The organism is Phenylobacterium sp., from assembly GCF_965229015.1.
GTDB lineage: Bacteria > Pseudomonadota > Alphaproteobacteria > Caulobacterales > Caulobacteraceae > Phenylobacterium.
This window is the reverse complement of record NZ_CBDDIM010000002.1, coordinates 1061318-1084770: the sequence shown is the minus strand read 5'-3', so window position 1 is coordinate 1084770 and position 23453 is coordinate 1061318. Positions and strand designations below refer to the sequence as shown.

Sequence of the window (23453 nt, the reverse complement as noted above, 5' to 3'; positions counted from 1 at the left end):
CAAACTTGATTTGAGGGACGCAGGGGCGCTTAAGTCCGCCCAGAGGAACTACCCCCAGGAGAGATCACGACCATGAGGTCATTCGGAATTGGGCTCGCCGCGGCCCTGTTTGTCGCGGTGATGGCGCCCGCCGCCGTCGTTATGGCGGCGAAGAAGCCGGTTGAGGAAATCACCGCCGCCTCCCGCACCCAGGGCATGGCCGAAGCGCCAGCCGTGGCCGCGGCCGCCGGCATCGCCTGCAAGGTCACCGACGCCCGCTTCGTCGGCAAGATGAGCGACAAGAAGGCCAAGACCGAGACGAGCTACTACGAGATCGACTGCGACAAGGGCCTCGGCTTCATCCTGTCGGCCGTGACCGGCGCCAAGCCCACCGCCTTCACCTGCGTGGAAGCCAACAGCCCGACCCCGGACGGCAAGCCCTCCAGCCTGCCCTGCAAGCTGCCCGGCAACGCCGATCCCAAGTCCGACCTGGCCGGCTACATCGCCAAGGCCGGCCTCGCCTGCACCCCCGATCAGGTGCGCGGCATCGGCCAGAGCGCCACCTCGACCTTCCTGGAAATCTCCTGCGCCGCCGGCGACGGCTATGTCCTGAAGACCAGCGCCCCGGCGGACGAGGCCAAGCCGGTCACGGCCGACAACTGCCTGCTGTACGACGACAGCAACAGCAACATTAAGTGCACCCTGCACGACAAGGCCTACCGCATGGCCATCGTCGACACCCTGGTGAACGCGTCGAAGAACGGCTGCGCCGTGAAGGACCGTCGCTACGCCGGCATGTCGCAGGCCGGGGCGATGTTCTACGAGACCTCCTGCGCCGACGGTAAGGGCTATCTCTACAAGGTGGAGAAGGGCCAGCTGGTCCAGACCTATCCCTGCGAGAAGGCCTCCATGGTGATGGGCGGCTGCGAGCTGACCGACGCCAAGGAAGCCGAGACCGCCCAGGCCGGCCTCTACACCAAGCTGGCCAAGACCGCGGCCTTCGACTGCGAAGTCTCCAAGTACGCCCCCTTCCCCTCGCCCGCCGGTCTGGACGTGGTGGAGATGGCCTGCACGAACGGCTCCGGCGGTGTCGGCGTCTTCGGCGGCCCCGGCGTGAAGCCGCAGGTCTACGACTGCGCCCGCGCCCCGGTGGCCGGCTATCGCTGCTCCTTCACCAAGCCTGACGCGGCCTTCCCGCTGGTGACCGCCGATCTGCGCAAGATGGGCAAGAACGAGTGCACGGTCTCGGCCACGCGCTACATCGGCAAGACCACCAAGGGTACGGGCTATCTGGAAGTCGGCTGCTCCGACGGCCTGAAGGGCTACATCCTGGAATACGCGCCGTCGCCGCTGGCCCCCGTGGGCGTCATCGGCTGCGCCTTCTCCAAGGACTGCAAGCTGCCCGGCAACACCTGATCGGCTGATCAGGACGACAGGATCGAGGCCCGTGGGTTCGCCCACGGGCCTTTTTCTTTGCGCCCTCTCCTCCCCGCGCCGCGGGGAAGGATGACGATGCTAGATCGCGGCTTCGATGAACTTGGGGCCAGGCTCGGACATGGCGCGGGCGAAGGCGGTCTCGAACTGCTCGGCGGTCTCGCAGCGGAGGGCGGGCAGGCCCATGCCCTTGGCGATGGAAACCCAGTCGAGCTTGGGGTCGCCCAGGTCCAGCAGCTTGGAGGCCGAGGGGCCGGGATTGCCGGAACCGGTGCGGCCCATCTCGATGTTGAGGATGCGGTAGGAGTGGTTGGCGAAGACCACGACGGTGACGTCGAGGTTCTCCCGCGCCATCGTCCACAGGCTCTGGACCGTGTACATGGCCGAGCCGTCCCCGTTCAGCGACACCACCTTGCGCCCCGGCGCGGCGACGGCCGCCCCGATGGCCAGCGGCATGCCGATGCCGATGGCGCCGCCGGTGAGCGCCAGGACGTCGTGCGGCCGGGCGGTCATGCAGGGCACCGCCACCCCGCCGCCGGAGGTCACCGAGTCGTCGCAGACGATCGCCCCCTCGGGCAGGTGGCGGGCGATGGAGACGCCGGCGCTCTGCGGGGTCATGCCGCCGGTGGGGGCATTCTCGGGCAGCTTCAGCGGCTGGCTGGGACCGGCGGCCGGCGCGCCCAGCGTATCGGCCAGGGCCGCCAGGGCGGCGACGGAATCGGTGGTCCGATCGGCCAGGGTCAGGGTGGCGCAGCCCTCCGGCACCAGGACGCTGGGGCGGTCGGGATAGGCGAAGAAGGCCACCGGCGTGGTGGTCCCGGCATAGACCATGAGGTCGGTCCCGGCGAGGTCGGCCAGGGCCATCTCGCCGAAGTACTGCATGCGGGCCGGCGCGAAGATCCCCGCCCCTCGCGGCTGACGGGAGACGAAGGTGTCGACCATGACCCGGACCCCGGCGGCCTGCAGGCGGGCGGCCTGGACCAGGGCCTCGGCCCGGGCGGCGCGGCCGCCGATCAGCACCACCGGCTTGGCGGCGGCCTTGATGGCCTTGGCCACGGCCTCGACATTGGCGGCGTCGGGGGCCGACGGCGCGGGGCGCGCAGCCTTGGCCCTGGTCACCTTGGTCTCCAGCCAGGCGGAGTCGGCGGGCAGGATCAGGCTGACCGGACCGCCGGGGGGGCCGTAGCTGGCGGTGATGGCCTCGGCCGCGATGGCCGCCACGCTGTCGGGGGTGTCGGCGGACTTCACCCAGACGGAGTTGGCCGCCACGATGGACGGAATGTCGGAGTTCAGCGGCGCGTCGTACTGCCGGTGATAGGTGGCGTGGTCGCCGATCACGTTGACGATCGGGGTGTAGGCGCGCCGGGCGTTGTGCAGGTTGGCAAGGCCGTTGCCGTAGCCAGGCCCCAGGTGCAGCAGGGTGCAGGCCGGCGTGTCGCTCATGCGGCCATAGCCGTCGGCCGCGCCGGTGGCCACGCCCTCGAACAGACAGAGCACCGGCCGCATGCTGGGCTGGCGGTCCAGGGCGGCGACAAACTGCATCTCGCTGGTGCCGGGATTGGCGAAACAGGCGGTCACGCCGTTGTCCACGAGGGTCTCGATCAGGGCGTCGGCGCCGTTCATGTCAGAACACCATCACATCGGAGGAAGGGGGATCGGCGAACAGCCGGGTCACGGATTCGGCGCGGCGCGCGCGCGCCAGGGCCTGGGCGATATAGCCCTTGTCGGTGATCTCGCCAGCGCCCGCGTCGGGCGGACCGTCGAGCACCAGGGCCCGTGCGATTCGGCCGCCCGCGCCCTTGGCCCTGGCGTTGAAGGCCTCCAGGCCCGCGCGCACGGCGGCGGCCACGGCCTCGGGGGCCAGGTGGGGATTGGGATAGAACATCAGGCCGACGCTCTCGTGGCCTTCGCCGCAGACCACCGCGTCGGTCACGGCGTCGCCGATGGCGGAGACGGCGGCGATGCGGAGTTCGCCGACCGAGACAAAGGTCCCGCTGGCCAGCTTGAAGTTCTCCGACAGCCGGCCATCGAAGGCCATGCCCTGGAGGGGGTCCTGCGGATCGATGAAGCGGGCGGCGTCGCCCACCTGATAGAAGCCCTCCGCGTCGAAGCTCTGGGCCGACAGCTCGGGCTTCCCGAGATAGCCGGGGGTCACCTGGGGGCCCTTGACCCGGAACTCCAGCTTGCCGTTCGCCGGGACCAGCTTCACCGAGGTTCCGGGGAGGGGCAGGCCCATCAGCCCCATCCGCGCATTGTGCCAGGAGACGTTGGCGGCCGTCGGCCCGGTCTCGGTCGCCCCATAGCCGCTGCCGAAGGTGATACGCTCGCCCACCGTGCGGACCGCCACGGCCTGGATGCGATCGTTCACCGCCTGGCCCAGGGCCGCCCCGCCATATTGCAGCGCCCGGACCCTGGAGAAGAAGTTCCGCGCCAGGGCCTCGTCCCGCTCCAGTTCGCCGGCGAACAGCATCCAGCCCGCCGGCACCATGTTGTGATAGGTGGGCGCGATCTCCGTCAGGTTCCGCACCGTCTCGGCGAAGCGCCCCGCCACCGGCTGGCCCGCGTCGATATAGAGGGTCCCGCCGCGATGGGCTGTCATGTGCAGGATGGCGTTGGCCCCCAGGCTATGGCTCCAGGGGGCGGCGTTGACGATCACCGGGGGCTCGTCGTCGTTGAAGCAGGCGGTGATCTGGGCGGCGTTCACGCACATCCCGCGCTGGGTGTAGATCACCGCCTTCGGATGACCCGTCGAGCCTGAGGTCAGCAGGTACTTGGCGTGGTCCTCCGGCCGCGCCGTCGCCTCGACGGGCGCGGCGGCCAGAAGGGTCTCCAGCGCCAGGTCGCCGGGCCGGGCGTTCCGGCCGGCGATCACCGGCAGGCCGGCCAGGCAATCGGCCCCCAGCCCCTCAGCGAACAGGATGGCGTCCTCGGTATAGACGGCCGCGGGCTTGAGCACCTCGACGGCGTGGGCGAGGCGGGAGAGATTGGCGCCCGGCAGCCCGTACTGGGGCGAGACCGGGGCGACCGGCATGCCCTGGCCCATGGCGGCGTACTTGATCAGGGCATGGTCGATCCCATTGCGCGCCAGGATCAGCAGCGGCCCTTTGTCCGTCACCCCTAGGGTGCGCAGGCCACCCGCCAGCCGGCGCACGGCCTCATGGGCCTGGGCGTAGGAGATCGTCCGCCAGCCCTCCCCCGCCCGCTCGGCCAGCCAGACCCGATCGGGCGCCGCCTTGGCCCAGAAGGCCAGGGACTCCACCGTCGCCTGGAAGGGCATGGCGAAGGGCGTCGGGTTGGTGAGCAGGATCTCCCCATTGTCCCGCCGCTCGATCTCCAGCCGGCGCGGCGCGAAGCGGGCGTCGCGGAAGGGTGCGGTGGCGATGTTCAGCTCGGCGTCCATGCCTAGGCTTATCGTCCCGGACGCGCGGAAGGAAAGGGCGAAACCTTCGACGACCGCTCCGGTCTAGCCGCCCAGGGTCTCGGCGAAGCGGACCGGCTCGCCCAGGTGCGGGGCGATGACCTCGTCGTCGCGCATCACCACCCGGCCGCGGATGATGGTGGCCATGGGCCAGCCCTTGGCCTCGAAGCCGTCGAAGGGGGTCCAACCGACGCGGCTGGCCATGTCCTCGTGTTTGATGGTGCGGCGGGCCTTGAGGTCGACGATGGTGAAGTCGGCGTCGTTGCCCACCGCCAGGCGGCCCTTGTCGGCCATGCCGAACAGGCGGTTGGCGCCGTGGCTGGTGAGGTCGACGAAGCGCTCCAGGGACAGCCGGCCGTTGGCCACGTGGGTCAGCATCACCGGCACCAGGGTCTGCACGCCGGGCATGCCCGAGGGCGAGGCCGGATAGGGCCGGGCCTTCTCCTCCTTGGTGTGGGGCGCGTGGTCGGAGCCCAGCACGTCGGCGACCCCGGCGGCCAGGGCGTCCCACAGGCCGTCCTGGTGATACTTGTTGCGGATCGGCGGGTTCATCTGGGCGTAGCCCTTCAGCCGTTCATAGGCCTCCGGCGCCGTCAGGGTCAGGTGCTGCGGGGTGACCTCGACACTGGCCACGTCCTTGTTGGCGGCCAGGAAGACCATCTCCTCGGCGGTGGTGACGTGCAGGACGTGGATGCGCTTGCCCAGCGCCTTGGCGATGCGCACCAGGCGGTGAGTGGATTCCAGCGCCGAGGCGGCGTCGCGGACCTCCTCGTGGCTGGTCCAGTCGCCGGTGCGGGCCAGAGGCCGGCGCTCGGCCAGGCGGTACTCGTCCTCGGAGTGGAACGCCGCGCGGCGGTTCACGTGGCGCAGCACCTGCTCGATGCCCTCGTCGTCCTGCACCAGCAGGCTGCCCGTGGAGGCGCCCATGAACACCTTGATCCCGCAGCAGCCGGGCAGGCGTTCCAACTCGCCCAGGAAGACGGCGTTCTCGTGGGTGCCGCCGACGTAGAAGGCGTGGTCGCAGTGCATGCGGCCCTTGGCCCGCACCAGCTTGTCGGCCAGGGCGTCCGGATCGGTGGTGGTGGGCTCGGTGTTCGGCATCTCGAACACAGCCACGACCCCGCCCAGGACGGCGGCGCGGGACCCGGTCTCCAGGTCCTCCTTCCACTCCAGGCCAGGTTCGCGGAAGTGGACCTGGGTGTCGATCACGCCGGGCAGGACGGTGAGCCCCTTGGCGTCGAACACCTCGGCGGCCGAGGCCTGGGCGAGGTCGCCGATGGCGACGATCTTGCCCGCGCGCACGCCGACGTCGGAGAGGCCCCGGCCGGCGTGGTTCACCACCTCGCCACCCCGGATGATCAGGTCGTAGGTCTCGCTCATCTTGTCCCGGTTGTCCTGGCAAGGAGGTCGCGCGCCGCGGTGACCACGGTGTCGACGGGGAGGTCCATCATGTGACAGAGCGCCTGCTGGAAGCCAGGGTCAACCGCACGGATGGTGGCGAAATCCCGGGGTCCGCGCACCACGCGGGTGTCGGGACCCCAGGGGCCGTAGAGGGTCTCGTCCGAGGGGCCGAACAGCCCGACGGTGGGCGCCCCGGCCGCGGCGGCGATGTGCATCAGGCCCGAATCGTTGCCGATGAACAGCCGCGCGTGCTTGAGGCAGGCATAGGCGGTCAGTAGGTCCACCTTGCCCACCAGGTCGATGAACCGGCTCTTGGGGACCACATTGCGCAGGGACTGGGTGGCCTGGGCGTCCTCGGGACCGCCGAGCACCATCAGGCGGCCGCCGGCCAGGGGGCCGTCCTCGCCCAGCAGCTGGATGGCGGTCTGGGCGAAGCGCTCCACCGGCCAGGTCTTGCCCACCCAGTTGGCCGAGGGGGCCAGCGCCAGGATCGGGCCGTCGCCGGCCGTCAGGTCCATGGCCAGGGCCTCGGTGTCACTGGAGGTGAAGAGATAGGGCGCCGGCGGATCGTCCTCGATCTGCAGCACGCGGGCGGCTTCGATCACCTTGTGCACCGGGGTCGGCGGCCGCCGGTAGACCGCCCGGCGCTCGCGCTTCAGGAAGCCGGAGATCGCCGAGCCGCGCAGATCCACCACCAGGCCCCAGCGGCGCTTGCGCACCTGCCGCCACAGGCGGAACCAGTGACGGCCATCCTTGGCCTTCTCGAAGACGATGATCTCGTCGAGGTTGGGGACGTCCAGGAACAGGGGCGCGGCCACGGGGCCGGCGACGATCGTGAAATGGGCGCTCGGGATTTCGGACAGCAGTTTGCGGATGAGCCCGGAAGAGAGCACGGCGTCGCCAATCCGCGTGGCGGTGATGAACAGAATCGGGAAGGACCCGGGGGTCATCGCCCCTCTATAAGGCTCGCGGCGCTGGCGCTCCACCCGCGCGATCCCTAACTGCGAATCCATGACGACAGCTCTTTCCCACGCCGTCCTGAAGAGCCGGGCCCTGATCTCCCTCTCCGGCGAGGACTGGCGCGACTTCCTCCAGGGCCTGATCACCCAGGACGTTGAAACCCTCGCGCCCGGGGAGGCGCGCTTCGGCGCTCTTCTGACCCCGCAAGGACGGCTTTTGTTCGACCTCTTCATCGTGGGCCGCGCGGACGGGGCCTGGCTCGACGTGCTGGCCGAGAGCCGCCAGGCCCTGATCCTGCGGCTGACCATGTACCGGCTGCGGGCCAAGGTGACGATCGCCGCCGACGAGACCCCGGTGGCGGCCCTGTTCGGCGAGGGCCCGGCGCCGGAGGGCTGGATCGCCGATCCGCGGCTGGCGGCGCTCGGCTGGCGTGGCTACGGCGCGGCGACGCCCGCCGACGCGCTGGAGGTCGACGAGGCCGCCTATGACGCCCACCGCCTGGCGCTCGGCGTGCCCGGGCCCGCCGACTGGGGAAGCGAAAAGACCTATCCCATCGAGGCCAATTTCGACCTGCTGAACGGCATCGACTTCCACAAGGGCTGCTTCGTCGGCCAGGAGACCACCTCGCGCATGAAGCGCCGGGGCCAGATCAAGAACCGCATGCTGCCGCTGACCTTCGAGGGCGCCCCGCCCGCCTTCGACGCCGAGGTGCTGACTGGCGACCGCCGGGCCGGCGAGGTGCTCTCAGGGCAGGATGGGCGCGCGATGGCCCTGGTGCGTCTCGACCGCATCGATGGCGACCTGACCGTGGACGGCAAGCCGGTGCGGGTGGATCGGCCGGAGTGGCTGCCGCTCTAGAGAAAAAACCCTCGCAACGCCTTCAGCGTCTCGGCAGGGTTCTCCTCGGGGATGAAGTGGCCGCTTTCGATGGCGTGGCCCCGCACGTCGTCGGCCCAGTCGCGCCAGATCGCCAGGACGTCGTACCAGGCGGCCAGGGCGCCCTTCGATCCCCAGAGCACCTGGACCGGGACCTTGATCTTCGCCTTGCCTCGGTCGGCTTCGTCGGCGGCCACGTCGAAGGCGGCGCCGGCGCGATAGTCCTCGCAGATGGCGTGAACCATGGCCGGATTCCGCAGGCAGCGGACATAGTCGGCATAGGCCTCGGGATCGAACATCCCGCCCGAGCCGCGGAACAGGAAATACTCCGGATCGGCGCCGATCACCGTCTCCGGGAAGGGGTGGGCCTGGGCCAGGAAGGACCAGTGCCAGTAGGCGAGCGCGAAGGCCTTGTTGGCCCGCTTCCAGACCTCGGCCGTGGGGATGATGTCGAGAATGGAGAGCTTCAGCAGGACCTCGGGGTGATCCAGGGCCAGGCGGTAGGCCACCCGCCCGCCGCGATCATGGCCGGCCAGGTTGAAGCGGTCGAAGCCGAAGGCCTTCATCAGGGCCACGGCGTCGCGGGCCATGGCGCGCTTGGAATAGGTCTCGTGGTCGGGCGTGGTAGCGGGCGCAGTGCTTTCGCCATAGCCGCGTAGGTCCGGCGCGATGACGGTGAAGTCGCGGGCCAGCTCGTCCGCCACCCGGCTCCACATCATGTGGGTCTCGGGGTAGCCGTGCAGCAGCAGAAGCGGCGGGCCCGAGCCGCCGTGACGGACCCTCAGGGTCGCCTCGCCAACATCCACCCGCGACAGGTTGAAGCCTTCGAACGCCATCTGCTTCGGTCCCGCTTGATTGGCCGCCGCCGCGCCTGCGAAAAGGTCGGCCATGACTTCGGAACCGATTCGTTGCGGCTGGCGCGGCATGCAGGGCGATCCCCTGTACGAGGCCTATCACGACACGGAATGGGGCGTGCCGGAATACGATTCCCGCGCCCTGTGGGAGAAGCTGGTGCTGGACGGGTTCCAGGCCGGGCTCTCCTGGATCACCATCCTGAGGAAGCGCGACGCCTTTCGCGCCGCCTTCGCCGACTTCGACCCGGAGGTGGTGGCCCGCTTCGGCGATGAGGATCGCGCCCGGCTGATGGCCGACGCCGGGATCGTGCGCTCCAACGCCAAGATCGACGCGGCCATCAATGGCGCGCGCATCTATCTGGACATGCGCGACAAGGGGGAGGACTTCTCCCAGTTCCTGTGGAGCTTCACCAATGGCCGGGTGATCCACAATCGCTGGGACGCCATAGGCGACGTGCCGGCCAAGACGGAGGTGGCCGAGCAGATGGCCAAGGGGCTCAAGCAGAAGGGCTTCAAGTTCGTCGGCCCGGTGATCGTCTACGCCTTCATGCAGGCCACGGGCTTCGTCAACGACCACCTCACCTGCTGCCACCGCCACGGCCCCATCGACCGGATGAGCGCCTGATGGCCAAGGGCCCCGACATGCTGCTGGAGAAGGCCTGCCCAACGCCGGTCTGCGGCGTGGACGAGGCCGGACGCGGGCCATGGGCGGGGCCGGTCTCGGCCGGCGCGGTGATCCTCAATCCGCGCAAGATCCCCAAGGGCCTGAACGACTCCAAGAAGCTGTCGGCCAAGCAGCGCGAGGCCCTGGAGCTGGAGATCAAGGAGGTCGCGGTCGCCTGGGGCGTCGGCTTCGCCAGCGTCGAGGAGATCGCCGAGCTGAACATCCTGCACGCCTCGGGCCTCGCCATGTGCCGGGCGATCGGCGAGCTGTCGGTGGAGCCGGCCTTCGCCCTGGTGGACGGCAATTACGGCTTCAAGCTGCCCTGCCCCATCAAGACGGTGATCAAGGGCGACGGGATCAGCGCCTCCATCGCCGCGGCCTCGATCCTGGCCAAGGTGGCCCGCGACCGGCTGATGCTGGAGATGGACGCCCTCTATCCCGGCTACGGCTTCGCCGCCCACAAAGGCTATCACGCCCCCATCCACGTGGAGGCCCTGCGGACCTTGGGCCCCTGCGAGATCCACAGGATGGGCTGGGCCCCGGTGAAACTGGCCCTGGCCGGCGAGTTGGTGAACGGCGAGCTTGATCTGCTGAATCAAGATTGACCCCTCCCCGCCCCGGCGGGACAGCGCGGTCATGGACAATCCCGAACTCTCCCGATCGCTGCGCCTGCAGGCCGCCAGTTGCCGCAATCTCGGCTCGCCCTTCCACGGCGACCTGCTGGACCACGCCGCCGAGGACCTCGAGGCCGGCGGTCCGGTGGCGGCCGTGCTGACCCCCTGGGCGCAGGCAGATCTTCGCAAGCTGTTCGACGACGCCATGCCCCTGCGCCTGCTGGGGGGATTGCACGACCTGGTGCTCAGCGGGGATGTTCCGGCGCTGGCCGCCACCTATCCCAGGTCGGGTCGTGGGGCGGACGCCGCCTTGGCCTGGATCGCGGCGCGGGCGGCGATCATCCGCCACCAGGACCGGCTGGCGGCCTTCATGACCCACGAGCCCCAGACCAACGAGGTCCGCCGGTCCGTCTGCCTGGCGCCTGGCTTGCTGACCCTCGCCCAGGAGACCGGCCTGCCGATGCGGACCTTCGAGATCGCCGCCAGCGCCGGGCTGAACCTCAACTGGGACCGATACCGCTACAGGTTCGGCGACGTGGCGTGGGGCGATCCCGCCGCCCGCGTGGCGATGGACACGGAGTGGACCGGCGGGCCGCCGCCGGTGGACGCCCCCGTCGAGGTGATCGCGCGCGCGGCCTGCGACCGCCGCCCGGTCGACCTTACCGATCCCGTCCAGCGCCGCCGTCTGCTGGCCTATATCTGGCCCGACCAGTTCGAGCGGATGGACCGCATCCGGTCGGCCATAGACCTGGCGCTCGCCTTGGAGGTCACGGTGGAGGCCGCCGACGCCGTGGCCTGGACAGCCCGCGTCGCCGCGCCGCAGGCGGGCGCCGTGACCGTCCTCTACCACTCGGTCTTCTGGCAATACATGCCGGCCGACAGTCAGGCGGCGCTCGCCCGGACCATCGCCGAGCAGGGCGCCCGGGCCCGGCCAGACGCCCCCTTCGCTTGGCTGCGCATGGAGCCCGCGCCGGATCAGATGACCAATATGGAGGTTCGCCTCACCCTCTGGCCGGGCGGTCAGGATCGGGTGCTCGCCGAGGTCCATCCGCACGGCGCGTGGGTTAAGTGGTTGAATTGAGCGATTAACCGTCCGTTCACCACGTTTGGACACCTACCCTTCACCACGATGACTCAGGATTCCGTTTCCTTAGAAGCGAGGCGGATATGGGCGAACTTGCCATCAACACGGTCATCCTGGGCGACTGCATCGAGGAGCTGAAGAAGCTCCCGTCGAAGTCCGTCGACCTGGTCTTCGCCGATCCGCCCTACAATCTGCAGCTGGGCGGCGACCTGCTGCGTCCCGACAACTCCAAGGTCGACGCCGTCGACGACGAATGGGACCGCTTCGAAAGCTTCGAGACCTATGACCGCTTCACCAAGGAATGGATGAGCGAGTGCCAGCGGGTCCTGAAGGACGACGGCGCCCTGTGGGTGATCGGCAGCTACCACAACATCTTCCGGGTCGGCGCCATCCTGCAGACCCTGGGGTTCTGGATCCTCAACGACATCGTCTGGCGCAAGTCCAACCCGATGCCCAACTTCAAGGGCACCCGCTTCACCAACGCCCACGAGACCCTGATCTGGGCCGCCAAGGGCCGGGGATCGCGCCGCTACACTTTCAACTACGACGCCATGAAGATGGCCAATGACGACCTGCAGATGCGGTCGGACTGGACCTTCCCCCTCTGCACCGGCGAGGAGCGCCTGAAGGACGAGAACGGGGTCAAGGCCCACCCGACCCAGAAGCCCGAGGCCCTGCTGCGCCGGGTGATCCTGGCGTCGACCAAGCCCGGCGACATCATCCTGGATCCCTTCTTCGGCACCGGCACCACCGGGGCGGCCGCCAAGCAGCTCGGCCGCCGCTTCATCGGCCTGGAGCGCGACGAGGGCTACGCCAAGATCGCCCGTGAGCGGATCGCCAAGGTGGTCCCGCTCACCGAGGCCGACCTGGAGGTCATGGGCTCCAAGCGTTCGGAGCCGCGCATCCCCTTCGGCCAGATCGTGGAGTCGGGCATGCTGCGCCCCGGCGACATGCTCTACTGCTCCAAGGGCGAGCGCTCGGCCCGGGTGCGGGCCGACGGCAGCCTGGTGATCGGCGAGATGGCCGGCTCCATCCACAAGGTGGGCGCCATGGTGCAGTCGGCGCCGGCCTGCAACGGCTGGACCTACTGGCATTTCAAGACGGACAAGGGCCTGGCCCCCATCGACGTCCTGCGGATGAAGATGCGGTCCTCCCTGGCGCAGCTGGCGGCCTAGCAGGGAATTCCCACCCGGCCGCCAATTTGTCTGGCGGTCGGTACGGCGCTGGTTAAGCTCGCGGCATGAACCCGCGCATCTATGTCCTGACTCTGGTGACCTTCGCCTTCGGGTCCGGCGCCTTCATCTTCGCCGGGCTGCTGGAAAACCTGGCCGCCGATCTGGGCGTCACCACCGCCGTGGCGGGTCAGCTCCAGACCGTCTTCGTCCTCACCTCGGCGGCGCTCGGTCCCGTGGCGGCCTGGCTGTTCGGGCGGGTTGACCGCAAGATCATGGTGGTGGCCGCCCTGGCCCTGGGCGCGGCCCTGCACGTGGCCTGCGCCTTCACCCCCAACTTCAGCGCCCTGATGGTCCTGCGCGCCCTGGCGGGCCTGGCCGGCGCCATGTCGGGACCGGCAGCCAGCGTGGCCGCGGCCTCCCTCGTCCCCCCGGAACGTCGGGGTTCGGCCCTGGCCATGGTCTCGGGTGGCATGACCCTGGCCTTCGTGGTGGGCATCCCGCTGGGCAGCATCATCGGCTCGGTCTTCGACTGGCGCGCCACCTTCCTGTTCGCTGCGGGCCTGTCCCTCTTCGCCTTGTTGGCGGTGCTGTTCTTCCTGCCCAAGATTCCCGCCCCGCCCAGGCGCGAGGGGGGCGGGGATACGGTGAAGAGCCTGCTGCCCACCATCTGGCCCTTCTACCTGACCACCTTCCTGACCTTCGCCGCCAACATGACGCTGAATCTCTACATCGCCCCGATCGTTCGGGTGGGCGCGGGCGTGACCGGGGCCGGCGTCGGGGCCTTCCAGGCGATGATCGGGGTGGGCTCCATCGCCGGCCTGTGGCTGGGGGCGCGGGCCGCGAACCGCAACGCCGGCCGGTCCTGGATCCTGCAGGGCTTCGTCATCCAGGCCACGGCGATGAGCGTCCACTTCGCCGCCACCCACCACGTCCTGCCCTCGGGCTGGCCCAGCGCGGTGCTGGTGGCGCTGGGCATCTTCCTGGCGGCGACGGCGCTGTTCTCCATCACCCCGGTGATCCAGTCGAGCCTGATCCAGGCCACCGGCGGCGCCCCCGTGGCCCTGGCGCTCAATGGCTCCGTGATCTCCGTAGGCCAGGCCCTGGGGTCCACGGTCGGCGGCGCGGCCCTGGCGGCCTACGGCGTGCCGGCGATTCCCGCCGCGGCCCTGGCCATGTCGCTCACCGCCCTGGTGACCCTGACCTTCCTGTTCCCGCGGCCCACCGCCGTCGTGGCCGAGCCCGCCAAGACCTAGACCGGCGGATACTGGCCGGGTCTGGCGAGATAGTAGTCGATGGCCGGACAGTTGGCCTCGGCCTCGATGGCAGCGTTGTAGACGCGGCCCTCGAACCCGCCGCGCTCGTCTCGCTTGGCGAGCCGGGCGGCCTCGAGATCGGCCATTGTGAAGCCCTGGCTCTCGGCGAGGGCGAGCACCACCTCCATGACATCGGCAAGCTCGCCGAGGAGTTCCTCGGCCGAGGCCGCGGCAACGGCCTCGGCCGCTTCCTCGCCCAGCTTCGTCTTCAGGGCGGCGAGGAACGCCGCATCGTCCAGGACCCGATCGAAGACCCGCAGGCCCGAGGCGCGCATGATCTCCGGAAGCTTGTCACGGATCAGCTTCTCGACGCGGAAACGCAGGACCTCGGCCACGCCTAGCCCTCCTTCAAATGTTCGATGGCGACAAACCCGCCACGGCTCCACAGCCACAAGGGGGTATGGAGATCGATGGGCGCAAACTCGCTGCCCGCCGTGAGGTCGCGCCAGAGCTCGGCGACCCGCAACACGAGCCTGGCGCCCTCCGCCTCCCCCTCCGCCAGCAGCCCGAGCCTCCGGCTCGCCGCGATCACATGGGTGTCGGGCGCGACGCTCAGGGCGCTCCGGTTGGTGAGCGGCCAAGTCAGATACTGCGACAGAACATAGAGCCAGTAGTTGGAAATCTTCGGGCCGCTCAGATAGGGAAACGACGACCTGTTGGCCTCCAGGAACCCTTTCATCCGAGCGATGTCGTGGCCCTGATCGGCGAACAGCCGGCTGACGTCTCCCCCCGAATGCCTGAGCAGCCCCTCGCCGTTCCGCCGCCAGATGTCGGGATGGCGGTTGGGCTGCAGCGCCACCTTGTGGCGGAGCAGCGCCGCCCTGAGGTCGGTCTCGGCCGCGGCGCTGACGGCAAGCGGATCGAACACCCAGGCGGTCGCTGTGTCCCGATAGGTCGCCGTGCAGGCTCTCCAGAGGGCGTAGGAATCGCGCTGGTAGTTCAGCGTCATACCCAGGGTGAAGTATCGCGCCAGCTCCTCCGAACCCTTGTCGAGATCTGGGCGGACGTCCTCCGGCATGACCGCGCCGCCCAACGCCCCGCGTTTCCACATGAGATGGAGCGCCCGAACATCGGCGAGGATCGCGTCGGTCGATCGTGCGGCGTCGGAGGACACAAGCTGCCATAGGCGCCGAGTCGATCCGGAGCGGCAAGCCGCTAGAGCAGGTTGGTCAGCGCCGCCCGCGCCGCCTTCAGGAACACGCTGGGCAGGCCGTCGAGATCGCGCCTGGGCGACCAGATCACGTCCCGCGCCTCCCCCTCGGCCCGCAGCAGCTTCAGGGTCAGGGTGAAGTGGGTGAAGCCGTGCTCCACCTCCCCCACATGCCGCCAGTCCGCGGGCGCGGGTGCGGCGGCCAGGGCCTCGGCCTCGGTGAAGGGCGCGGTCCGCCAGTCGCTGCTGGGCAGGGCCAGCATGCCCCCCAGCAGGCCCTTCGGCGGCCGGCGGACCAGGGCCACCTGATCGCCCCGGGTCAGGACATAGGCCACGCCGTGCCGGTGGGGCCGGACCGCCTTGGCGGTCCTGCGCGGATAGGTCTCCGGCGCGCCCGTCGCCAGGGCCGCGCAGTCGGACGCCAGCGGGCAGCGGTCGCAGAGCGGCGACTTGGGTTTGCAGATGGTCGCGCCGAGATCCATCAGGGCCTGGGCCCAGTCGCCGGGCCGCTCGTCGCGGACCAGGGACTCCGCCAGTCGTTTCAACTCCGGCTTGGCGTCCGGCAAGGGCGTCTCGACGGCGAACAGGCGCGAGATCACCCGCTCGACATTGCCGTCCACCACATTGGTCGGCCGGTCGAAGGCGATGGCCGCCACGGCGGCGGCGGTATAGGGGCCTAGGCCGGGCAAGGCGCGCAGGGCCGCCTCGGTGTCAGGGAAGACGCCGCCGTGGTCGCTGGCCACCGCTCGGGCGCAGGCCAGCAGGTTGCGGGCGCGGGCGTAGTAGCCGAGCCCCGCCCAGGCCGCCATCACCTCGCCGTCCGCCTCGGCGGCCAGGGCGCTGACCGTCGGCCAGCGAGCGGTGAACTTCAGGAAATAGGGGGTCGCGTGGGGGACGGTGGTCTGCTGCAGCATCACCTCCGACAGCCAGACCCGGTAGGGATCAGCCCGCACGCCCGCGCGCCCGTCGACAGGCCCGACCCGCCAGGCGAGGTCGCGGGCCTGGGCGTCGTACCAGGCCAGCAGTCTGGCGCGGAGGGCCTCGGGCTTCACAGGGGCGGGGCGCTCATGCTCGTGGGGACGGGATCGCGCTTCACCAGGGCCAGGGCGCAAAGGCTGATGAGGGCGGCGCCGCTGAGATAGTAGCCTACCGGGACCAGGCCGCCGCGGTCGGAGAGGGCCTGGGCGATCATGGGCGCCAGGCCGCCCCCCAGGATGCCGCCGATGTTGAAGGCCACCGAGGCGCCCGTGTAGCGGACCCGCGCCGGGAACAGGCCCGGCAGGAAGGCGCCCAGGGGTCCATAGACCAGGCCCATCAGCACCAGGCCGAGGGACAGGAAGGCCCAGATCAGCCACAGCGACCCGGAGCCCAGCATGGGTGAGAGCAGGAAGCCCGCAGCCACCGTGGCGATGCAGCCGGCCATCAGCACCCGGCGGGGGCTGGTGGCGTCGGCCCAGTAGCCGGCGGCCACGATGCCCGCGGCCATGAAGCCGATGGCGCCCAGTTGCACGCCCAGGAAGGTCTCGCGGCTGTAGCCCAGCTTTGTGGTCCCGTAGCCGAGGGCGAAGGCGGTGGTCAGGTAGAAGATGGCGAAACAGGCCACCACGGCGAAGGTGCCGGCCAGGGTCTGCAGGGGATAGTCCCGCAGCAGTTCGCCCAGCGGCGCCTTGGCGGGCGGGGCTTCCTTCAGCGCGGCGGCGAAGGCGGGGGTCTCGGTGAGCTTGAGCCGCACCCAGAGGCCGACGCCCACCAGGACGATGGAGAGCAGGAAGGGGATGCGCCAGCCCCAGGCCAGGAACTGCTCGGGCGTCAGCAGCACGCCCAGCAGCAGGAAGAGACCGTTGGCGGCGATGAAGCCGACCGGCGCCCCCAGTTGCGGGAACATGCCGAAGCGGGCGCGCCAGCCGGGCGGCGCATTCTCCACCGCCAGCAGCGCCGCCCCGCCCCACTCCCCGCCCAGGCCGAAGCCCTGGCCGAAGCGCAGCACGCACAGCAGGAACGGCGCGACCCAGCCGGCCTGGGCGTAGGTGGGCAGGAAGGCGATGGCCAGGGTCGAGCCCCCCATCAGCATCAGGGAAGCCACCAGGGTCGACTTGCGCCCCAGCCGGTCGCCGAAGTGGCCGAACACGGCGGCGCCCAGGGGCCGGGCGAAGAAGGCGAGCGCGAAGGTGGCGTAGGCGCTCATCAGCTGGGCCGAGGCCGAGGCGGACGGGAAGAACAGCTTGCCGAACACCAGGGAGGCGGCGGTGGCGTAGATGTAGAAGTCGTAGAACTCGACGGCCGTGCCAACCAGGCTGGCGGCCAGGATGCGGCGATGCGAGGCCGCTGGCGTGCTGTCGGACATGGTTGCGGCCCCCCGGGTTGTTGGCTGGTGATTGGGACCTGGGGGCGGGGGCGTCAAGGCGCCGACCTTTCCTCCCCCCGCTACGCAGGCGCCCAAAAGGCCTGTAGGATGCCCCCATGCCCAAGCGCCCCCTTCCATCCCCCGCGGAGGCCGCCTTCATCCTGTCGCGCAAGCGGACGCGGCCGCAGCGGCGGCCGCCTCCGGCGGCGGGGCGGGGGCTGTCCAAGCTGCTGAAGGACCTGGACGCGCGTTACGGCCAGGGTCCCGGCGCCCTTCAGGCGCGTTGGAAAGAGATCGTCGGCGAGCAGATCGCCAAGCGCACCGAGCCGGTGAAGCTCTCCAAGGTGAAGGCCGGCGAGCCCGCGGCCCTGGAGATCCGGGTGGCCGGCGCCGCCGCGGCCCTCATCCAGCACCAGGCGCCGGAGATTGTGGCGCGGGTGAACCTGTTCCTGGGGGCCGGGGCGGTGAACAAGCTGCGCATCGTCCAGGGTCCGCTGCGAAACGTGAACCCCGAGCGACTCAAGCCGGTGCGTCGTCCCCTGCCCCCCCTGGACGCCGGCGAGGAGGCGAAGTTGGCCGCCAGCCTGGCCGATGCGCCCGACGGCCCTCTGAAGGCCGCATTGCTGAGCTTGGGTCGCGGCGTGATGCGCGATCGTCGCGGCCGTTGACTTTGCCCCCGTCCTCGGGGGAATCGCGCTTTAATCTTTCATTCGGAATTCCGTAGAGGGCTCAAATGCCGAACTTCAGCCGCCGCCTCCTCGTCGTCGCCGTCCTGGGCGCGCTCGCCCTGGCGGGCTGTTCCAAGGGTGGCGGCAAGGCCGACGCCTCCGACATGACCCTGGGCGACCCCAAGGCGCCGGTGCAGATCACTGAGTACGCCTCGGCCTCCTGCGTCCACTGCGCCAAGTTCAACAATGAGGTCTTCCCCGCCTTCAAGGCGAAATACATCGACACCGGCAAGGTGCACTACACCTTCAAGGAGTTCCTGACCCCGCCGGTGGAGGTGGCCGCCGCCGCCTTCCTCACCGCCCGCTGCGCCGGCAAGGACAAGTACTTCAGCGTCCTCGACGCGGTGTTCCACTCCCAGGAGGAGATGTTCACCACCGGCGACATGCGCGGCGTCCTGCTGCGGGTGGCCCAGTCGGCCGGCATGACCGAGCCGCAGTTCAACGCCTGCATCACCGACGAAGCGGCCCTGAAGGCGCTCAACGCCCGCGTCGAGAAGGCCTCGAAGGAGCAGAAGATCACGTCGACCCCCACCTTCCAGATCAACGGCAAGACCTTCAAGGAAGGCGAGACCACCCTGGCCGAGTTCGACGCCGCCATCGCCGCGGCCCAAGCCAAGAAGTAGGAAGGGTCCCGCACAAAAGTGCACTTCCAGCGGCTTCGCCTTTCGGGCTTCAAGTCCTTCGTCGATGCGACCGAGTTCCGCATCGAGCCCGGAGTCACGGGCATCGTCGGACCCAACGGCTGCGGCAAGTCGAACCTGCTGGAGGCCCTGCGCTGGGTGATGGGCGCCAATTCCGCCAAGGCCATGCGGGCCGGCGGGATGGACGACGTGATCTTCGCCGGCTCCGGCGGGCGCGCCTCGCGCAACCACGCCGAGGTGATGCTCACCATCGACAACGCCGACCGCAAGGCGCCCTCGGCCTTCAACGACCACCCGGTCCTGGAGGTGGTGCGTCGCATCGACAAGGGCGAAGGCTCCACCTACCGCATCAACGGCCGCGAGGTCCGCGCCCGTGACGTGCAACTGCTCTTTGCGGATGCGTCCACAGGCTCCAACTCCCCGGCTCTGGTGCGCCAGGGCCAGATCTCCGAGCTGATCGCCGCCAAGCCGCAGAACCGGCGGATGATCCTGGAGGAGGCGGCCGGCGTCTCGGGCCTGCACACACGGCGGCATGAGGCCGAGCTGCGCCTGCGCGCGGCGGAGACCAACCTCACCCGGCTGGAGGACGTCGCCAAGGAGCTGGAGAGCGCGCTCAACCGCCTCAAGCGCGAGGCCCGCCAGGCCGACCGCTACAAGAAGATGTCGGCGGAGATCCGCGCCCTGCAGGGCGCGGTGCTCTACGCCCGCTGGAACGAGGCCCGCGGCGCGGCCGAGCGGCTGCAGGCCGAGGCCGCCGCCGCCATCGCCGCCGTCGAGGCCACCGCCCGCCAGGCCGCCGTGGCCACAACCGCGGCCGCCGCCGCAGAGGAGCAGATCAAGCCCCTGCGGGAGGCCGAGACCATCGCCGCGGCCGTGCTGCACCGCCTGGCCATCGACCGCGACCGCCTGGAGCGGGAGGCCGAGGCCCTGGCCGCCGAGGTGGAGCGCCTGACCGGGGACGTGGCGCGCATCGACGCCGACCGGGCCCGCGAGACCCAGATGGTGGAGGATTCCCAACTCGCCCTGTCGCGTATGGCTGGCGATCTGGAGGCCCTGGAGGCCGCCATCGCGGCGGCCCCCGAGCGCGCGCCGGAACTGGAGGCCGCCGCCCGCGCCGCCGAGGCCGCCCGGGTGGAGGCCGACGCCGCCGTCGAGGCCCTGGCCGCCCAGGCCGCCGCCGAGGAGGCCCGCCGTCGGGCCGGCGCCGCCCGGGTCGAGGAGGCGCAGGGCCGGGTCAATCGCACCCGACGCGCCCTGGAACAGGCCCGGCACGAACGCGAACAGATCGGCCCGGCCATCAATCCCCAGGCCGCCGAGGCGAAGACCGAGCTGGAGCGCGCCGAGGCGACGCTCACGGCTCTCCGCGCGGCCCTGGAGACCGCCGAGGAAGAACGCGCCAAGGCCCAGGAGGCCGAGCTCACCGCCCGCGAGGCCGCGCGCAAGACCGACGAGCAGCTCGGACGCCTGACCGCCGAGGCTCGGGCCCTGGCCGGCATCGTCGCCCAGCAGAAGCGCGGCGGCTTCACCCCGGCCCTGGACGCCGTCTCCCCCGACCGCGGCTATGAGCAGGCCCTGGCCGCCGCCCTCGGCGACGACCTGGACGCGGCCCTGGACCCGAAGGCGCCCGCCTTCTGGGGCGGACACCACGCCGAGGCGCCGGCCTGGCCGCAGGGCGCGACGCCGCTGGCCCCCCTGGTCAAGGCGCCCCGCGAACTGGCCGCCCGCCTGGCCTATGTCGCCCTGACGGCCCGCGCCGATGGCGACCGGCTGCAGGCCGGCCTGCAGCCGGGCATGCGGCTGGTCTCCAAGGAGGGCGACCTCTGGCGCTGGGACGGCTTCACCGCCCGGGCCGACGCCCCCAAGCCCGCAGCCGTGCGGATGGAGCAGAAGACCCGCCTCACCGAGGTGGAGACCGAGATCGAGGCCCTGGAGCCCCGGGCCAAGACCGCCCGCGACGCGCAGGCCGCCGCCAACGCCCGGGTCCGCGCCGCCGAGGACGCCCTGCGCGAGGCCCGCCGGCAGCCCCCGGCCGCCGAGCAGAAGGTGGCCGCCGCCCGCGCCGTGCTGGAGAAGCTCGACCGCGAGGCCACCCGCCGCGAGGCCCACGCCCAGTCCCTGGACGACGTCATCCGCCGCTTCGAGGCCGAACTGGCCGACGCCGAATCGATCCTTCGCGTCGCCCAGTCGGACTCGGCCGAGGACACCGCCGTGGGCGACATCGCCGCCCGCCTGGCCGCGGCCCGCGCCGCCGCCGGTCCCGCCCGCGAGGCCGCCGCCGAGGCCCGCAGCGCCATGGACGTCGAGGCCCGCGAACGCGAGGGCCGGGCGCGGCGCCTGGAGAACCTGACCCGCGACCGGGACGACTGGACCCGCCGCGCCCAGGCCGCCGCCAAGCGCCTCGAGCATCTGGAGGAGGCGCGGGCCAAGGCCAAGGCCCTGCTGGACCAGGCCCACGAGGCCCCGGCCACCCACCAGCAGCGCTTCGAGAAGCTGTTGGACGAACTGGGCGCCGCCGAGGCCCGCCGGGCCAAGAGCAGCGATGCGCTGGCCCAGGCCGAGGGCGCGCGGGCCGAGGCCGACCGCGCCGTGCGCGCCAGCGACGCCGCCGCGGGCGAGGCTCGCGAACTCCGCGCCAGCCTCTCGGCGAAGCTGGAGGCCGCCGCCGAGCGCCTGGCCGAGATCACCGCCCAGATCCGCGAGACCGCCCGGGTCGAGCCCGAGCAACTGGCCCAGAGTCTGGCCGACGCGGCCATCGCCATCCCCGGCGACGCCGGCGGCATGGAGGCCCACCTCTACAATCTGGAGCGCCAGCGCGACGCCATCGGGCCGGTGAACCTGCGGGCCGAGGAGGAGGCGACCGAGCTCGCCGCCCGCCTGGAGACCATGCAGGTCGAGAAGGCCGACCTCACCGGCGCGATCGCCAAGCTGCGCCAGGGGATCGACGAGCTGAACGGCGAGGGCCGCGAGCGCCTGCTGGCCGCCTTCGACGTCATCAACGAGCACTTCAAGGCCCTGTTCGAGAGCCTGTTCGAGGGCGGTCAGGCCGAGCTGCGCCTGGTGGAGAGCGACGATCCCCTGGAGGCGGGCCTGGAGATCTACGCCTGCCCGCCCGGCAAGCGCATGGCCACCATGAGCCTGATGAGCGGCGGCGAGCAGGCCCTGACCGCGGCGGCCCTGATCTTCGCCGTGTTCCTGGCCAACCCGGCGCCCATCTGCGTGCTGGACGAGGTGGACGCGCCGCTGGACGACGCCAATGTCGACCGCTTCTGCAATCTGCTGGACGAGATGCGCCGCCGCACCCAGACCCGCTTCATCGCCATCACCCACAACCCGGTGACCATGGCCCGCATGGACCGCCTGTTCGGCGTCACCATGGCCGAGCGCGGCGTCTCCCAGCTGGTCTCGGTGGACCTGCGCCAGGCCGAGGCCATGGCGGCGCAGTAGCGCCCTCCCCCCAAAGGGTGCGAGGAAGCGACGCGCGATACCCCTCCCTCAGGAGTCGCGAGCGAGACCGTTTGACGCGGGCCAAAAAGCTGTTAGAAATCAGGCTCTTAAATATCAGTTTCCCAGCCTTGACGCACTGCACCCGGCTCTATAGGTTCCGCCGCGACCTGGCCGGGCCGCGGACAGTTGTCGCGGTCCCTATAAAGACCTTACGCAAATGCCGCAGCCGGACGATCCGAACGAAGAGGCCATCAAGCGCCTCGACGAACGGCTCGACGCCTTCGAGACCGCGACCAAGCGTGGGCCCCACAAGGCCTCAGCCGAGCGCGCGATGGGTGAAGGCTATCGCCTCCTGGGGGGGGTGATCGGCGGGGTCTTGGGGGGTTTGGGGTTCGGGTGGCTGTTCGACCACTTTCTCCACACCACGCCTTGGGGACTGGTCGCCGGCCTGATGCTGGGAACCGCCCTGTCGGCCTATAACGCCTACACGTCCGCGAACCGGACGGCGGCGAAACTGAACACCCCGGCGTCGCCGGACGTGCGTAACGAGGATGAGGACTTGAACCGCTAATGGCCGCCATCGAGCCCATGCACCAGTTCATGATCCAGAAGATCGTGGACCTGCCGCCCGTGATGGTCCCGGGCCTTGGCGCGATCGACCTGTCGATCACCAATTCCGTGGCCACCATGATGGGCGCCGCGGCCCTGATCACCGCCTTCTTCCTGTTCTCGTCGCGGGGCGCTGTCGTCCCCGGCCGGATGCAGGCCCTGGCCGAAACCGTCTATGACCTCGTCGACAAGGGCCTCACCGGCTCGATGATCGGCGACCGCGGCCGGCCCTTCCTGCCCTTCATCTTCACCCTCTTCTCCTTCGTCGCGGTGCTCGACCTGATCGGGATGTTCCCCGAGCAGTTCGCGGTGACGGCCCAGCTCGCGGTGACCGCGACGCTCGCCCTGCTCACCTTCTTCATCGTGCTGGTGGTGGGCTTCGCCAAGAACGGCCTGGGCTTCTTCAAGCTCTTCGTGCCCTCCGGCGTCGCCTGGCCGATGCTGTTCATCCTGGTGCCGATCGAGTTCATCTCCTTCCTGGTGCGCCCCGTGACGCTCGCCATGCGACTGTTCGGCAACATCATCGGCGGCCACGTCGTGATGTACATGTTCGGCAGCTTCGTCGTCGGCCTGGGCGGTTTCGCCATCGCCAATGGCGGCCTGGCCTATCTGGGCCTCGTCGGCTCGGCCCTCAGCCTTTCCATGGTCATCGCCTTGATGGCCCTGGAATTCATCGTCGCCTTCCTGCAGGCCTTCGTCTTCGCGGCCCTGACCTGCACCTATCTCAGCGATGTCGTGAACCTCGATCACGGCCACTAACCCCAC

Annotated in this window: 21 protein-coding genes; 12 read left to right on the top strand and 9 right to left on the bottom strand. The window is 70.3% G+C overall.

All coding sequences use genetic code 11. From position 1 onward, the window contains the following. The first annotated feature begins 72 nt into the window (after positions 1-72). Positions 73-1395, top strand: a complete 1323-nt coding sequence (locus ACO06I_RS21495; protein WP_421934659.1) for a hypothetical protein — start codon at positions 73-75, stop codon at positions 1393-1395. Between the two features lie 99 nt (positions 1396-1494). On the opposite strand, the gene ACO06I_RS21490 is transcribed toward ACO06I_RS21495, so the two are convergent. The 4 genes from ACO06I_RS21490 to ACO06I_RS21475 all read right to left on the bottom strand — a co-directional run bounded on the left by ACO06I_RS21490 (position 1495) and on the right by ACO06I_RS21475 (position 7245). Then, complete coding sequence (locus tag ACO06I_RS21490; protein ID WP_421934658.1) at positions 1495-3036, bottom strand: acetolactate synthase large subunit; 1542 nt, start codon at positions 3034-3036, stop codon at positions 1495-1497. Between the two features lies 1 nt (position 3037). Next, entirely contained in the window at positions 3038-4813 is a 1776-nt protein-coding gene (locus ACO06I_RS21485) for a feruloyl-CoA synthase (RefSeq protein ID WP_421934657.1), read from the bottom strand. A 63-nt stretch (positions 4814-4876) separates the two neighbouring features. Beyond that, positions 4877-6211: a dihydroorotase gene (locus ACO06I_RS21480; RefSeq protein ID WP_421934656.1), complete on the bottom strand. Its 1335-nt coding sequence runs from the start codon at positions 6209-6211 to the stop codon at positions 4877-4879. Then, on the bottom strand, positions 6208-7245 hold the full coding sequence (locus tag ACO06I_RS21475) for a glycosyltransferase family 9 protein (RefSeq protein WP_421934655.1): 1038 nt from the start codon (positions 7243-7245) through the stop codon (positions 6208-6210). Before ACO06I_RS21475 ends, ACO06I_RS21480 begins: the two co-directional genes overlap by 4 nt. Here ACO06I_RS21475 and ACO06I_RS21470 point away from each other — a divergent pair. Further along, positions 7244-8050: a YgfZ/GcvT domain-containing protein gene (locus ACO06I_RS21470; RefSeq protein WP_421934654.1), complete on the top strand. Its 807-nt coding sequence runs from the start codon at positions 7244-7246 to the stop codon at positions 8048-8050. The two genes, ACO06I_RS21475 and ACO06I_RS21470, sit on opposite strands and share 2 nt — an antisense overlap. Here the strand turns inward: ACO06I_RS21470 and ACO06I_RS21465 are convergent. Then, positions 8047-8904 carry an alpha/beta fold hydrolase gene (locus ACO06I_RS21465; protein ID WP_421934653.1) on the bottom strand — a complete coding sequence of 286 codons (858 nt, stop codon included), beginning with the start codon at positions 8902-8904 and terminating at the stop codon, positions 8047-8049. The genes ACO06I_RS21470 and ACO06I_RS21465 overlap by 4 nt on opposite strands. A gap of 52 nt (positions 8905-8956) precedes the next feature. Between ACO06I_RS21465 and ACO06I_RS21460 the strand changes: the two genes are divergently transcribed. The 5 genes from ACO06I_RS21460 to ACO06I_RS21440 all read left to right on the top strand — a co-directional run bounded on the left by ACO06I_RS21460 (position 8957) and on the right by ACO06I_RS21440 (position 13712). Next, entirely contained in the window at positions 8957-9547 is a 591-nt protein-coding gene (locus ACO06I_RS21460) for a DNA-3-methyladenine glycosylase I (protein ID WP_421934652.1), read from the top strand. Continuing rightward, positions 9547-10191 carry a ribonuclease HII gene (locus tag ACO06I_RS21455; protein WP_421934651.1) on the top strand — a complete coding sequence of 215 codons (645 nt, stop codon included), beginning with the start codon at positions 9547-9549 and terminating at the stop codon, positions 10189-10191. Before ACO06I_RS21460 ends, ACO06I_RS21455 begins: the two co-directional genes overlap by 1 nt. Positions 10192-10222: 31 nt before the next feature. Then, positions 10223-11281, top strand: a complete 1059-nt coding sequence (locus ACO06I_RS21450; RefSeq protein ID WP_421934650.1) for a DUF2332 domain-containing protein — start codon at positions 10223-10225, stop codon at positions 11279-11281. Between the two features lie 86 nt (positions 11282-11367). Beyond that, complete coding sequence (locus ACO06I_RS21445; protein WP_421934649.1) at positions 11368-12459, top strand: site-specific DNA-methyltransferase; 1092 nt, start codon at positions 11368-11370, stop codon at positions 12457-12459. A gap of 65 nt (positions 12460-12524) precedes the next feature. Beyond that, positions 12525-13712: an MFS transporter gene (locus ACO06I_RS21440; protein WP_421934648.1), complete on the top strand. Its 1188-nt coding sequence runs from the start codon at positions 12525-12527 to the stop codon at positions 13710-13712. On the opposite strand, the gene ACO06I_RS21435 is transcribed toward ACO06I_RS21440, so the two are convergent. The 4 genes from ACO06I_RS21435 to ACO06I_RS21420 are packed head-to-tail and all read right to left on the bottom strand — an operon-like array spanning position 13709 to position 17266. Beyond that, positions 13709-14107, bottom strand: coding sequence for a nucleoside triphosphate pyrophosphohydrolase (locus ACO06I_RS21435; protein ID WP_421934647.1), 399 nt, complete (start codon positions 14105-14107; stop codon positions 13709-13711). The genes ACO06I_RS21440 and ACO06I_RS21435 overlap by 4 nt on opposite strands. A gap of 2 nt (positions 14108-14109) precedes the next feature. Beyond that, the gene (locus tag ACO06I_RS21430; protein ID WP_421934646.1) at positions 14110-14886 is read right to left on the bottom strand and encodes a hypothetical protein; all 777 of its coding nucleotides are present in this window, start codon (positions 14884-14886) and stop codon (positions 14110-14112) included. A gap of 41 nt (positions 14887-14927) precedes the next feature. Further along, positions 14928-15974 carry an A/G-specific adenine glycosylase gene (gene mutY, locus ACO06I_RS21425; RefSeq protein WP_421934645.1) on the bottom strand — a complete coding sequence of 349 codons (1047 nt, stop codon included), beginning with the start codon at positions 15972-15974 and terminating at the stop codon, positions 14928-14930. Further along, positions 15971-17266, bottom strand: coding sequence for an MFS transporter (locus ACO06I_RS21420; protein ID WP_421934644.1), 1296 nt, complete (start codon positions 17264-17266; stop codon positions 15971-15973). Before ACO06I_RS21420 ends, mutY begins: the two co-directional genes overlap by 4 nt. A gap of 116 nt (positions 17267-17382) precedes the next feature. On the opposite strand from ACO06I_RS21420, the gene ACO06I_RS21415 reads away from it, so the two are divergent. The 5 genes from ACO06I_RS21415 (at position 17383) to ACO06I_RS21395 (ending at position 23447) form a co-directional block, all read left to right on the top strand. Further along, the gene (locus ACO06I_RS21415) at positions 17383-17934 is read left to right on the top strand and encodes a DUF721 domain-containing protein (RefSeq protein ID WP_421934643.1); all 552 of its coding nucleotides are present in this window, start codon (positions 17383-17385) and stop codon (positions 17932-17934) included. Between the two features lie 65 nt (positions 17935-17999). Then, entirely contained in the window at positions 18000-18617 is a 618-nt protein-coding gene (locus tag ACO06I_RS21410; protein WP_421934642.1) for a thioredoxin domain-containing protein, read from the top strand. A gap of 18 nt (positions 18618-18635) precedes the next feature. Further along, complete coding sequence (gene smc / locus ACO06I_RS21405; RefSeq protein ID WP_421934641.1) at positions 18636-22079, top strand: chromosome segregation protein SMC; 3444 nt, start codon at positions 18636-18638, stop codon at positions 22077-22079. Positions 22080-22296: 217 nt separating this feature from the next. Then, positions 22297-22650 (top strand): AtpZ/AtpI family protein, encoded by a 354-nt coding sequence (locus tag ACO06I_RS21400; RefSeq protein ID WP_304701558.1) that lies wholly within the window; start codon positions 22297-22299, stop codon positions 22648-22650. Further along, positions 22650-23447, top strand: a complete 798-nt coding sequence (locus ACO06I_RS21395) for a F0F1 ATP synthase subunit A (RefSeq protein ID WP_421934640.1) — start codon at positions 22650-22652, stop codon at positions 23445-23447. Before ACO06I_RS21400 ends, ACO06I_RS21395 begins: the two co-directional genes overlap by 1 nt. The last annotated feature ends 6 nt before the right edge of the window (positions 23448-23453 follow it).

Bases quoted from the DNA above. Each gene is read 5' to 3' on its own strand.
- ACO06I_RS21415 (WP_421934643.1), top strand. From the start codon at position 17,383: ATGCCCAAGCGCCCCCTTCCATCCCCCGCGGAGGCCGCCTTCATCCTG.
- ACO06I_RS21495 (WP_421934659.1), top strand. From the start codon at position 73: ATGAGGTCATTCGGAATTGGGCTCGCCGCGGCCCTGTTTGTCGCGGTG.
- ACO06I_RS21470 (WP_421934654.1), top strand. From the start codon at position 7,244: ATGACGACAGCTCTTTCCCACGCCGTCCTGAAGAGCCGGGCCCTGATC.
- ACO06I_RS21480 (WP_421934656.1), bottom strand. From the start codon at position 6,211: ATGAGCGAGACCTACGACCTGATCATCCGGGGTGGCGAGGTGGTGAAC.
- ACO06I_RS21450 (WP_421934650.1), top strand. From the start codon at position 10,223: ATGGACAATCCCGAACTCTCCCGATCGCTGCGCCTGCAGGCCGCCAGT.
- ACO06I_RS21440 (WP_421934648.1), top strand. From the start codon at position 12,525: ATGAACCCGCGCATCTATGTCCTGACTCTGGTGACCTTCGCCTTCGGG.
- ACO06I_RS21445 (WP_421934649.1), top strand. From the start codon at position 11,368: ATGGGCGAACTTGCCATCAACACGGTCATCCTGGGCGACTGCATCGAG.
- ACO06I_RS21395 (WP_421934640.1), top strand. From the start codon at position 22,650: ATGGCCGCCATCGAGCCCATGCACCAGTTCATGATCCAGAAGATCGTG.
- ACO06I_RS21490 (WP_421934658.1), bottom strand. From the start codon at position 3,036: ATGAACGGCGCCGACGCCCTGATCGAGACCCTCGTGGACAACGGCGTG.
- ACO06I_RS21420 (WP_421934644.1), bottom strand. From the start codon at position 17,266: ATGTCCGACAGCACGCCAGCGGCCTCGCATCGCCGCATCCTGGCCGCC.
- ACO06I_RS21465 (WP_421934653.1), bottom strand. From the start codon at position 8,904: ATGGCGTTCGAAGGCTTCAACCTGTCGCGGGTGGATGTTGGCGAGGCG.
- ACO06I_RS21455 (WP_421934651.1), top strand. From the start codon at position 9,547: ATGGCCAAGGGCCCCGACATGCTGCTGGAGAAGGCCTGCCCAACGCCG.
- ACO06I_RS21400 (WP_304701558.1), top strand. From the start codon at position 22,297: ATGCCGCAGCCGGACGATCCGAACGAAGAGGCCATCAAGCGCCTCGAC.
- ACO06I_RS21410 (WP_421934642.1), top strand. From the start codon at position 18,000: ATGCCGAACTTCAGCCGCCGCCTCCTCGTCGTCGCCGTCCTGGGCGCG.
- ACO06I_RS21475 (WP_421934655.1), bottom strand. From the start codon at position 7,245: ATGGATTCGCAGTTAGGGATCGCGCGGGTGGAGCGCCAGCGCCGCGAG.
- ACO06I_RS21460 (WP_421934652.1), top strand. From the start codon at position 8,957: ATGACTTCGGAACCGATTCGTTGCGGCTGGCGCGGCATGCAGGGCGAT.
- ACO06I_RS21485 (WP_421934657.1), bottom strand. From the start codon at position 4,813: ATGGACGCCGAGCTGAACATCGCCACCGCACCCTTCCGCGACGCCCGC.